This is a genomic window from Psychrobacter sp. AH5 (genome assembly GCF_040371085.1).
GTDB lineage: Bacteria > Pseudomonadota > Gammaproteobacteria > Pseudomonadales > Moraxellaceae > Psychrobacter.
This window is the reverse complement of sequence record NZ_JAMBMT010000001.1, coordinates 2082119-2094401: the sequence shown is the minus strand read 5'-3', so window position 1 is coordinate 2094401 and position 12283 is coordinate 2082119. Positions and strand designations below refer to the sequence as shown.

The following is a 12283-nucleotide window of genomic DNA, read 5'->3' as shown; positions in this document are numbered from 1 at the left end:
AGTCTAACTATCAATAACAGTAGCCTTTAGAAAGCTCCCACTGTTTACCGTCTTGGTCATAACCTTCGTTACCAAAGTAGCTAAGGTATCGATTATCAAGTTTAATGACCGTTGTACCATTATTACTCCAAAACATGACCGCATATTTTGAAAAGCTATCATAACAAGAATAGCAACTAGTCTTACTTTTAAGCTCACTGCCATCGATCAAAGTGGCACTTACTTTATAAGACTTTGACCATTCACCAAAAGCTTGCCTATATTTGGCACATACTTCTTCTACCTCAGCGGCATTTGCTAAAGGGATAAAACCTATAATAGCAAGAGTAATTAAAGGAGTTGTTAAGTATTTCATAAATATTCCATAAAATAAAAAATATAAATTATTTTTAACCTTCTGTTTTTTAAACAATATCTTATAAATATTTATTGGTGGTGTGTCAAAAAGTATGCTGATCAAAATTTGAACAATTTTTGAAGCTTTGAAAGCCATATAGAATCAGAGAACTTAGCATAGACTTCTTATTGACTTTTAGCGCCAGCATACTTTTTAGAACACCACCATATTTATTTAAACGCTCATCTACCATACTACCATTATAATACAAACAGGAAATAATACAGATAAAAAAGGACGCTATTTTTTAATAGCACTCAGATATAGCACTGACATAACTGACAAAACCTATAAAAGCTCGGTTAATCTTAAGTTGATATAATAACGCTCTGTTGGTCTGCCTCCTTGCCCTGTGCTTTTTACTTCCTGCCAGCTTAGCCAGTTGTGTTCGACTAATATTTCAAGCGCATTGAGTACGTCATCAGCATCAGTTAACCCTTTCCAACCTTTGCGGATTAGCTGCCTAGCTGTAAAGCCATGACTAATCCAGTCGGTTGTGTCAGTTTTGTCAGTTCCCTTTCTGACCATTTTCATTATTTTATCGGCTAAATAAGACGCTTTGATATTAGCGCTATCAGTGACAGTGCTATATATTCTAATCATGTGGCTTTCTAATACTTCGCACCATGCTAGCGCTGCTCTAAGTGCGTTCATGTTGACTGCACCTAAAGATTTGCCGTGTTCGATACAATCCACTAAGTGAAAGACTAGCGCTAATGACGGCACTGTTTTAGCATATTTGATGAGATGCTCAGCTATGATGCTATGCTCAGCTTCACCGGCTCTGAGTTTAAGCGCGTCATACCAACTCATAAATTCTTGATAAGCCTCATCGGTAAAGCGGTAGTAAGGACGCTTGTGGTACTCATCAATGGGGTTTGCACCGTAGCGTAGGAAGTCACCTAACTGCATACTGTCGATAGTTTCAAACAAGTTATAGATAGCATCACGGCTTAGCTTGTCAGGTGGCAAGTCACGCTCTTTACTGTTCGGTAGTGAGTCAGGATAGACCATTAATTGAAAGCGTTGTATCAAGCCGTCATTGCCTAGACCTTTCATCGTCTTAGATAAATAATACTCAAGCTTGTCAGGCTGTATGCCACCAATAACCGATAGACAATGAGTATCGATAAATACTGAGCCGCGACCTATTCTATCCACTTGAAAGCTACCTAAGCCGTTAAAGCCCTCAAGATAGAATGATCTTGCTTGTTGATTGCTTTCATTCTCTAGTGAAGCAAGCCAACCTGTCAGCTCATCACGCTTAATTAGCATACCGTTTTTGTGTTTGCTCTCAAGTTCTCCGATACTCTCAATCGTACCGTCATCAGTAACATAGCGTTTAATCTCAGGTATCAGCTCATCACTCTGCTTTGCCTCTGCCAACTCTTTCGCTTTAACTTTTAAGTCATCTCGACTGATCTCAGCATCGTCATTGGTTTGGGTCGCTAGCTTCTTGGTAAGGTCACTGAGCTGCTTCTCAGCTGCCTTTGTCATGTGCTTGCTTAGCTCTTTTTGGGTGTCATGCTCAAGCTTATCTTCATCATACTTATTTTTAGCGAGTGTGACTAAATGCGATAATGGCTTTAGTCCATCAGATAATGACGGTGATTTCTTACTCGATGGGTTGCCAATGATTGCACCATAAAAGTTAGGTACTACTTCCCAGTTATCATACATTTTTGGGTAAATGCTCAGCTTAGCGCCTATCAAGCTGCCTAACGTTACCATCAAGGGCATGAGTACATACTCAATAGGTACGCTCAAACGCTCAGCACAGTTTGAAGCATAATCCCATAGCAGTTTTGGCATCATTGAGCTTGTTAGCGTTTTAACCGGCGGCAGTGTGCGATTGATTTGTTTTGGCTTTGGTTTACCAAGTATCTTCAAGTCGATGGTATTTGCGGCAGATATCAAGTCGTCATAGTTAGCGTCGAACTCAAGCGCGTCATAAACAAGCGTATGATCACAAATAATAGCTTTAACATTCACGCCTTTAAGCGGTGTTATCACTTTGGCTTTGTGCTGTGAGGTGGTCATGATTGTCACTTGCTGCACTTCCGCAAAATGCTTCACCGTCTGATTAAATAAACTAGGTATAAGACAAGTGAGTACCGTCACATCAATCTCTAGCTTGCGATAAGCGTTATAACATCGCACTGCCTCAGCCAAGTCAGCTATGACTATCCATTTACTCTCTTTACTCATTGAGCCAATGACAAACGCGCTTGGTGTATTGGTATCAGAGATGAAAGTGCGTCCGTTATCCTCAAGCGGTATGCTGGCAAGATTAACTTGCTCAGCTTGGTTATTGAGCATAACCAGCCCTATCGTATCGGCGGTATCAAGCTTTTTTTCTCCTACAAGCGCTCCTGTAAATATGCTAATATCTTCATCTAGATAGATGACTGAGTTTGATATTCCATTGCTTAGTAAGCTTTCTAGCGTGTTATGACAAGCTACATCTGCCAATGTAGCTTGTCTAAAGTCTGCAATGTACTGTGACAAGCCTGTGCTAATAGCACGGGCTTTTTCTTCGCTGTCTGTTTGATTTGAAACAATCATAACTTATACCTCACTATTTTTAGTAGTGTTATGACTTTCTACCCATTGGTTGATTTCAGACAAGCGCCATAGACTCGCTCGTCCGATCTTTACGGGGGCTGGAAATTTGTCTTGATTGATTAGGTGGTAGATATGCTTAGCACTAAAGCCTGTGATACCGCGTGTAGCGAGTTTGGCGGTGACGGTGCGCTGCTGACCTGATTTTGTGATGTAGGTCTTAGCGGTTCGCGCTGGCTGGTTGGCGAGGTCTGCCATTCTTAGGTATTGGTCAATAAGTGTCATGATATATCACTCCATAGCGGTTAAAGGGATTGCCAGTAATGGCGGGTTGCTATGGAGTTGATAATAAGTTTTAAATAAAGATTATAGAATAGACATGCTAAGCAGGTAGTATTGCTTACTTAGCAAATAGTAGTGGATGCATCGCAAACCCTATTTTAATCATTAGTAAAAATACCTTTACGTGCTTTGCTTAAGTGCTCTCTGATAGTTTCATACTGTAAATTAGATTCATTATGGTGTTCATAAATCCACGTAGCAGAGTATTTTATTGAGAGTTTTTTGCCAAGCTCGGCTTGCCTTCTTTTATCAAGCTCTAAGTAACTTCGTCTTAGTTTTTCAACATGACCTTGCCAGCGCGCTTCATTAGCTATAATAGATTTCTGTTTATTTATAAGAGAAATAGCTTCACTTACGGTGTCAGAAGAATTATCCTCTTTTTTCAGCTTCATACCCATTATTGTTTCACTGTACATATCCCTATAGGAGAACATACTCATATAATCTTTGTTTTCTAAAGATATTTGAGCAAAGCAAAGTAGTATTAAGGCGTTTACAACTTCATTCATTAAGTCTTGATTTGGATAGCTCTTCATATATTGAGATAAAGTTTTATCAACTAAGTTGATTCTTGCCAGAATTTCACTAGGATTTTTTATAATATTTTTTATCCCGTCTTTATTAGGCTTTAGTCGTGACATATCTTCATGAATAATTTTTGCTAGCTTAAATATAAAGTCGAAATCACGGCTATTTTGACTTGATAACTCATTACTGGATATATTTTTAACACCCTTTAAATCATCAACATATAACTTAATACAAGGAAACTCGAAAAAGTTTTCTAAAATCTCCATCAATCGATCAGGAATAAATAAAGTATGCGCCGCAGTCAACTCCATAGAGGCGTCATACCTTTCAATAGTAGTTGTTTTCTTACTTTCGTCTAATAGTCTTCTAAATTCGCTATCCATAACGCACACCTTCAAACACACCTTTAAATATAAAAAGGTGCAAGGCGCTGCTGTCCTAAAGGTGTGTAGGACGGCATTAGGGTAATTAATCCTAGCCTTGCAGTTGGTGATGACAGTGATCGACACTATCAATTTCGGCTTGTCAGCTTAATACTGACGATGATTATTCAAGTGATGTTGTTAAATGTTGTCGTTAAAGCTCTTCGGCAAGTTTTGCTAGTACCTCTTGCGATACGCCTTGTGCCTGTAAACTCTTTATTAAAATATCCTTATCATGCAGTGCTATATCGGTGGCTTGTTCGTTACGGCTATCCACTTCTTTAGCGATTTGCTCAGGAGTTAATAAATCGAAGCTAACCGCCTTGCCCGCGCGCAAGTCATCAAGATAGTTCGCCCATCGATTCATCATCATTTGGCGCTCGGCTAAGTGTTCTGATAAGTCATACCGTCTTCTGACACTGGATTGTTCAAGGTGGGCAAGTTGTATCTCAATCAAACTTTCAGAAAACTGCAGCTCATACAATCCCGTGCTGGCAAGCTGTCTAAAGCCGTGACCTGTCATCTTAGGGTAGGGGTCACCTGAATAGCCCATACGTTGTAATGCTTGATTAAACCATGCTTCACTATAAGGCTTGTTTGACTCGAAGTTATAGAATACATAGCCTGTCTGTTCGGTGAGGGGGCGCATACGCTCGATGATAGCCATGGCTTGCGTTGATAGTGGGATAATATGATCTTGACGCATTTTCATCTTGGTGGCTGGAATACGCCATACGCTTTTATGGTAATCAATCTCTGACCACTCAAAGTATCTAAGCTCTTTGGTACGCACGAAGCACAACGTCATCAGCTGTAAGCCAGCCAGCGTCTGCTGATGACCGTTAGGATGCTTTTCTATGTAGCTATCTATGTTGCGTAGTAGGTCGGGGAATTGGTGCTGCTCGACTGCTTTCATGCGCTCGGCTTTATGCGGTCTGAGTGCTTTGTTGCGTCCAATGGCAATGTTAGTAATATCGTAGCCTAGTGTATTGATAGCGTACTCAAAGATGGCGCTAATCAATCCCATGCACTTATGCGCGGTTTCTGAGGTGTGTTTGCCTTGCTGCTCAAAAGTGGCTTGAATGGCAAGCCCTGTCTTAATAATATCTTGCGCGGTGATCGCCCCAATAGGGTATGAGCCTAAGTGCTTTAAGATATGATTGTCTAAGAACCCTTGCAGCTTTTGCACATTCTTAGTGGTGGTCTTAGATTTTTCATCGATATAACTTTTGGCAATGGCTTTGAATAAGTCCTTTTGCTCAAAGTTATTTTTCTCAGCACCTTTATGGGCGGTGGGGTCGATACCATCAGCGAGTAGCGCCTTTGCCTTGTCACGCTCGATACGTGCTTGCTTTAGCGACACATGCGGCTTGAATGATATATCAATGAATTGCTTTGACGATTTATAGATACCGATTTGATAGGTTTTTTGCTTTGGCTTAATATCTTTGTCCGATTGGTAGCGGTATGACATTTGCCAAAATAATGAGCCGTTCGGGTGTTGTATTAGAGATAGGCTGTTACCATCGCTATGACGGACAATTTTATCAGGCGCTGACTGCTTGGCGATAGACTTCACGCCACTGTCAGTCAATAGATAGTCTTTTCTATTATTCATACCAGACCCAAAAATGTTAAAAAAGTTTTAACAACAAATTTAACAACATTCTATAGGTGCTACTAGGTAATGACAAGTAATATTGAAAGACTTGAATTGTTGATAACAAAGGGGTTTGGAGGTTTCTGGTAATGCTGGGGAAAGGCGAAATACGATGATTGGTGCGCTCGGCGGGAATCGAACCCACGACCCTCGGCTTCGGAGACCGATACTCTATCCAACTGAGCTACGAGCGCTTGTCTAAAAATAAAGACCGCTTAGTCTAACAAATAAAAGCGATAAAGCCAATGAATGAAGCTTGCTATTGTGGTTTTTTAAGAAAAAACAGCTTAGTCTGCAAACAATCATGGCAATTTACCTTCCTTTTCCCTTATAATGTCAGGGAGAATTTAGATTACTAAAAACTGATTAATAATCACCGATGACAAGTGAGCCTGCTAGTAGCCTAACTGTGAGCGTTTGATAAAGAATTATTATTCTACTCTATACGTGTATTAAACAGCTAGCTTAAACTACGCCCGCCACTTGCCTACGTAATAAGAGAACGTGACGAATGAGAAAAGTAGTGATGTTATCGGCAGCTGCCATTCTAGGAATCGCTAGTATCGCTGTGAGCCAAGCTGAAGAAGTAGTAGACACTCCTGTAACTATCTCTGATGTAGAAGAAGCGCAGGAAGTGGTAGAGAACGCCCCTGAAGTATTGGGTGATGATACCCAAGCGGCAGCTGATACTACTGATGACGCAGCAATAGCTGAGGGTGATGAGGTACAAGCTGCAGCGGCACCTGCTGTCGTCGAAGAAGAGCCTATTCCTGAAGATACGCCTCAGGTTCAAAAGCTAATTGCCTTATATCCTAACCTTATTGCTCGTATTCAGCCTGTTGGCAATGTGTGCTTTGAAGGTGAGGTTTGTAACGTGACTACGCGCGCAGCAGGTCCTGCAGCGGGTGATGGCCCTCGTGATGGTGCAGCTGTCTATACAGCAGTTTGTCAAACTTGTCATGGTGCAGGCCTATTGGGCTCGCCTGTTTTGGGTGACGCTGGTGCTTGGGGTCCTCGTATCGCACAAGGAGCTGATACTCTATACACCCACGCTATTCAAGGTTATAACGCTATGCCTGCAAAAGGTGGAGCGGATATTCCTGATGAAGAAGTACAAAACGCAGTAGATTATATGATTGCTGAAGCTAGCTGATTTAATGGCCTTAACGATTTCGCTGGCTTTTAAACGGCTTATAACTGATCTTTCTGCTTATTAATACCGCGCCTATCTACTTAGATGAGATAGGCGTTTTTTTTGAGCATTTTTTATACAAAGTTTATTTACAAAAGGGCTGGTTTATAAAAACACAGGATATAAAAATGCAGAAATGATGATTGAAATTATTAATATAAGGTATAAGGCTAGTTGAGTCATCGCTCAGTTGAAATATGACTCAACTAGCCTCACTTAGACAGATTGTAGCAATAATTATAAAATCTTTTATAGCAGCGTTATAAACTATCTATATTAATAATAAAGAGGTCTTCATGTCTGAGGCACCAGCACTCGAAATTAAGAACTTATCTAAGACTTATGATAATGGCTTTTCTGCCCTAAAAGGAGTCGATTTAACCGTACCGCAAGGTGGGTTTTTTGCGCTGCTTGGGCCTAATGGAGCTGGTAAATCAACGATGATCGGTATTATCAGCTCGCTATTTAAGCCAACAACGGGCAGTGTGGAGATTTTTGGTACCGATCTATTGGCCAACCCTTCAGTAGCTAAGCAGTATCTTGGGGTAGTGCCGCAAGAGTTTAACTTTAATCAGTTTGAGAAGGTTGAAGATATCCTAATCACGCAGGCAGGTTATTTTGGTATTACTGCCAAAGAAGCTAAGCCGCGTGCCAAGCGACTCTTAACTGCGCTTGGATTATGGGATAAGCGTGATAGCAAATCGCGTGAGCTATCAGGCGGTATGAAGCGGCGTTTGATGATTGCTCGGGCTTTAATTCATAAGCCTAAGCTACTAATTCTTGATGAACCTACCGCTGGTGTCGATATCGAGCTGCGCCGCTCTATGTGGGAGTTTATGCAGCAAATTAACGTTGAAGAAAATACCACTATCATTTTGACAACCCACTACCTAGAAGAAGCGGAGCAACTGTGTAAGCGTATTGCTATCTTAGATCATGGCGAGATTCGTATTAATACTGATATGAAAGATCTGCTCGCACAGTTATCAGTAGAGACTTTCGTTTTAGATCTGACTAAGCCATTAACCAAAAAGTTAGCTATTGAGCGGGTGACTCATATCGAGCAACCTGATGAGCTTACGGTTGAAGTCACTCTGAGTGAAGGCGAAACTTTAAATGGCGTCTTTGAGCAGCTAACTGAGATGGATATCAAAGTCGCTAGCATGCGTAACAAGTCGAATAGATTAGAAGAGCTCTTTATGCGTTTGGTAGAAAAAAATATTCAAAGTGAAGATAGCATGAAGGAGGCAGGACTATGAGAGAGCCGGTCGTTGTAGATGCTAGTGAGACTATGTCTTGGAGTAGGAAATGGGTCGCTTTTAATACTATTTTATTAAAAGAGATCCGCCGGATATTGCGTATTTGGCCTCAAACCTTATTGCCGCCTGTCATTACTATGACTTTGTACTTTATCATTTTTGGTAGAATGATTGGCGATAGAGTCGGTGAGATGGGCGGTGTGCCTTACATGCAGTTCATCGTGCCGGGTCTTATCATGATGGCGATTATTACCAATAGCTACTCCAACGTAGTCTCAAGTTTCTTTAGCGCTAAGTTTACTGCTAGTATCGAAGAGCTTTTGGTCTCGCCGGTCTCCAAACATGCCATATTGTCAGGGTATGTCAGCGGCGGTATTTTTCGCGGTTTAGTCATTGCCCTTATTGTCTCAATTGTAGCGCTGTTCTTCACTGAGCTTGGTATTGAGCATTTATTTGTTACGATATTTACCGTTTTGGGAACCTCTATTTTGTTCTCATTAGGCGGTTTTATAAATGCAGTTTATGCGCGCTCTTTCGATGATATCTCCATCATTCCAAGTTTTGTATTGACGCCATTGACCTTTTTGGGCGGGGTGTTTTATTCGATGGAAGACTTATCAAGCTTTTGGCAAAATGTGTCACTACTCAATCCTATCGTCTATATGGTAAACGCCTTTCGTTATGGTATTTTGGGCTATTCTGATGTCAATGTTTGGTATTCGATGGCGGCTATTTTCGTGTTTTGTGTGATTTTTTATATTATCTCTTATCGTTTATTAAGCGATGGCTCGCGCATTCGTTTGTAGGCTGGTAGCAAGGTTTTTTTATTAAAAAGTAAAAGGCGTTATTGATGAGTATTCATGGCATTTTAGGTGAGCAAACCACTGATTATCCAACCCAGTACGCTCCAGAAATCTTGTATCCGATTGCCCGTAGTATGGGTCGCGAGGCTATTAGCGAGCAAGCCGAGAAACTTAGTATCGGTATGGACTGGTGGCATGCTTTTGAGATGTCGTGGCTCAATAAGCAAGGTATCTCACAAGTGGCGATGGCGCGCTTTAGTATTGCTGCAACATCTACTTTTATTGTGGAGTCCAAGTCGCTTAAGCTGTATCTAAATAGTATTAATTTTACTGAGTTTGCTAGCTGGGATGAAGTCGAGGCGCTACTCACCAAAGATCTGTCAGCTTGTGTACAGGGCGAGGTGCAAGTTGAGTTATTTGATTTGAATAATAAAGCGTCAGAGTTATTAATCTCTCAGCCAACAGGCGTTTGTATTGACAACGCTTTAGTAGATAGTACCGATAAGGTGGCTTTGACGCATGACCCTGATGCTACCTTGCTAAAGAGCAAACCGTTAAAGAGTAATGCGGCGGTATCTAATAATAGCAGTGAGCCTTACGCTTTTTATTCTAATCTGCTACGTAGTAATTGTCCGGTGACCAATCAGCCCGATTGGGGTACTTTGGCCGTAGAGATAAGTAGTGACATAGCCATTGATGAAGCCAGTATGCTGCGTTATATCTTAAGCTTCCGTCAGCATAACGGTTTTCATGAGCAGTGTGTCGAGCAAATATTTGCCGATTTAAGCGAGGTTTATCAGCCAAGTCAGCTAATGGTTAGAGCTTGGTATACGCGCCGCGGCGGTATCGATATCAACCCTTGCCGTGTTAGTGACATCTCGTTATTGCCGAAGCCCAGTCGTCTGATTCGTCAGTAGTGATTTAGCATCTAATAAAAAATCGCCTACCTCAGCTACTGAGATAGGCGATTTTTTATTGTAAAATTAATCAAGAAGCCGGCTAGTAAGTGAGCTAGTTTTTGATAATTTTTGCCAATACTTCTTCGCGGCTAAGCATTTGTTTGTCGCTATCACGGCGATCGACGTATTCGTACTTATCCTCAGCAAGGTTGCGATCGGATACCACAATACGATGCGGAATACCAATAAGTTCAAGGTCAGCAAACTTCACACCCGGGCGCTCATTACGGTCATCGAGCAACACGTTGACGCCTTTTGCCTTTAGCTCTTCATACAGTGCGGTCGCCGTCTGCATTACTATATCTTCTTTAGATTTCATCGGTACGATAGCGACTTCAAACGGCGCTAATGAGTCATTAACATCAGGCGTTTGCGGCCACATGATACCGTTTTCATCGTTATTTTGCTCGATAGCCGCGGCAATAATACGGCTGACACCGATACCGTAGCAGCCCATCATCAGTGTCACAGGTTTGCCATCTTCGCCGGAGACGGTGGCATTCATCGCTTGTGAGTACTTATCACCTAGCTGGAAGATGTGGCCAACTTCGATACCGCGCTTAATCTTCAGCGTGCCTTTGCCATCTGGAGACGGGTCGCCTTCTTGTACATTACGCACATCGACGATACGAGTAATACGTGCATCACGTGCCCAGTTCATACCGATGGTGTGTTTATTCACCACATTAGCGCCGCTCACAAAATCGGATAAAGTGGCCGCCGAGCGATCGACAAACACTGGCATATCGAGATCAACGCCGATATAGCCCTTGTGCAGACCAGCGGCTTTTAGCTCTTCATCGGAGGCCATGGTTAATGGCACATTTGCTTCTTCGATTTTCTCAGCCTTGATAGTGTTTAGCTGATGATCACCGCGTAAGACAATGGCGATAAGCTGCGGGGTATCGTCTTCTTTATGACCATGGACAATCAAGGTTTTGACCGTATTAGCAAGCGGGATATCTAAGTGCTCAGCGACCATCTTACAAGTGGTCATGCCTTCGGTGAGTACATCCTCGCGCTCTTGCTTTGGCGGTTGGCGCTCAGCCATATTGAACGATATGGATTCAGCAAGCTCAACGTTAGCAGCATAGTCTGAGGAATCTGAAAAAGCGATATCATCTTCACCACTATTAGCTAAGACATGAAACTCATGCGAAGCAAAGCCGCCAATAGAGCCGGTATCTGCTTGTACCGCGCGGAAGTTTAAGCCTAAGCGGGTAAAGATACGCGTATAAGCCTCATACATATCATGATAAGTCTTTGCAAGCGACACCTGATCGACATGGAACGAGTAAGCGTCTTTCATAGTGAATTCGCGCGCTCGCATTACCCCAAAGCGCGGACGAATCTCATCACGAAATTTACCTTGAATCTGGAAAAAGGTAATCGGCAACTGCTTATAACTACGCAGCTCGCTTTGCGCTAGAGTAGTAATGACTTCCTCATGCGTGGGCCCGAGCACAAAGTCGCGATCATGACGGTCTTTAAAACGTAGGAGCTCAGGACCATAGTCATTGAAACGCCCTGTGGTTTGCCACAGCTCAGCGGGCTGAGTCATCGGCATTAGCACTTCTTGCGCACCGACATTTTGCATCTCTTCCCGGACGATACGCTCGACCTTTTGTAAAACGCGTAGCCCTAAAGGCAACCAAATATATAATCCAGAAGCGATTTTACGAATAAGACCGGCACGCACCATCAATTGGCTAGAGGCGATATCGGCATCACTTGGAGTCTCTTTTAGAGTGGCGAACAAGAACTGACTGGCTTTCATAAATAAAGCGGAACCTTATCTTTGATAAAACAATAAATAAAAAAGACGCTAAGCGTATGGCTAACTATTTTTAAGCCAGCGCCAGCTTGCCTTGATAACGAGGGTGCTAATAGGAGTTAATCAGCCCTTTTATAATATAGTGACACAAACTGTCTATGGTAGGTAAAGTTAGACTAAGACGCAATGACTTTTTATCATTATCGTTATCATTTTTACTATAACAAGTCGCTACTGTTAAAACAAAGCCCATTAGCAAAAAACAGAGCATAATAAGCAGTTGTATAGAAAATAGCTAGTCATTACTTGAAGTTAGCGACACTGATAGCATTTAAGTAGCCATATCAAAGCATTCTACAAATAATAAATGATAAAAGGTAGC

10 protein-coding genes and 1 tRNA gene are annotated in these 12283 nt (G+C 41.9%); 4 read left to right on the top strand and 7 right to left on the bottom strand.

All coding sequences use genetic code 11. The features are described 5' to 3' along the window. Positions 1–10: 10 nt before the first annotated feature. The 6 genes from M0N77_RS08865 to M0N77_RS08840 all read right to left on the bottom strand — a co-directional run bounded on the left by M0N77_RS08865 (position 11) and on the right by M0N77_RS08840 (position 6108). Complete coding sequence (locus tag M0N77_RS08865; RefSeq protein WP_201611060.1) at positions 11–355, bottom strand: hypothetical protein; 345 nt, start codon at positions 353–355, stop codon at positions 11–13. Between the two features lie 330 nt (positions 356–685). Next, positions 686–2962 (bottom strand): YfjI family protein, encoded by a 2277-nt coding sequence (locus M0N77_RS08860; protein ID WP_353104835.1) that lies wholly within the window; start codon positions 2960–2962, stop codon positions 686–688. A 3-nt stretch (positions 2963–2965) separates the two neighbouring features. Beyond that, complete coding sequence (locus M0N77_RS08855) at positions 2966–3244, bottom strand: AlpA family phage regulatory protein (RefSeq protein WP_353104834.1); 279 nt, start codon at positions 3242–3244, stop codon at positions 2966–2968. A gap of 155 nt (positions 3245–3399) precedes the next feature. After that, positions 3400–4215: a hypothetical protein gene (locus M0N77_RS08850; protein ID WP_353104833.1), complete on the bottom strand. Its 816-nt coding sequence runs from the start codon at positions 4213–4215 to the stop codon at positions 3400–3402. Between the two features lie 193 nt (positions 4216–4408). Next, positions 4409–5872 (bottom strand): tyrosine-type recombinase/integrase, encoded by a 1464-nt coding sequence (locus tag M0N77_RS08845; RefSeq protein ID WP_353104832.1) that lies wholly within the window; start codon positions 5870–5872, stop codon positions 4409–4411. Positions 5873–6031: 159 nt separating this feature from the next. After that, a tRNA-Arg gene (locus tag M0N77_RS08840) sits at positions 6032–6108 on the bottom strand. Positions 6109–6425: 317 nt separating this feature from the next. On the opposite strand from M0N77_RS08840, the gene M0N77_RS08835 reads away from it, so the two are divergent. The 4 genes from M0N77_RS08835 (at position 6426) to queF (ending at position 10085) form a co-directional block, all read left to right on the top strand. Beyond that, positions 6426–7067 carry a c-type cytochrome gene (locus tag M0N77_RS08835; RefSeq protein WP_353104831.1) on the top strand — a complete coding sequence of 214 codons (642 nt, stop codon included), beginning with the start codon at positions 6426–6428 and terminating at the stop codon, positions 7065–7067. A gap of 335 nt (positions 7068–7402) precedes the next feature. Then, positions 7403–8365, top strand: coding sequence for an ABC transporter ATP-binding protein (locus tag M0N77_RS08830; protein ID WP_353104830.1), 963 nt, complete (start codon positions 7403–7405; stop codon positions 8363–8365). Between the two features lie 32 nt (positions 8366–8397). After that, positions 8398–9171: an ABC transporter permease gene (locus M0N77_RS08825; protein ID WP_353105613.1), complete on the top strand. Its 774-nt coding sequence runs from the start codon at positions 8398–8400 to the stop codon at positions 9169–9171. A 44-nt stretch (positions 9172–9215) separates the two neighbouring features. Next, positions 9216–10085 (top strand): NADPH-dependent 7-cyano-7-deazaguanine reductase QueF, encoded by an 870-nt coding sequence (gene queF / locus M0N77_RS08820; RefSeq protein WP_353104829.1) that lies wholly within the window; start codon positions 9216–9218, stop codon positions 10083–10085. A 94-nt stretch (positions 10086–10179) separates the two neighbouring features. Here the strand turns inward: queF and M0N77_RS08815 are convergent, their stop codons facing one another. Further along, entirely contained in the window at positions 10180–11904 is a 1725-nt protein-coding gene (locus M0N77_RS08815) for a proline--tRNA ligase (RefSeq protein WP_353104828.1), read from the bottom strand. Positions 11905–12283 lie beyond the last annotated feature (379 nt).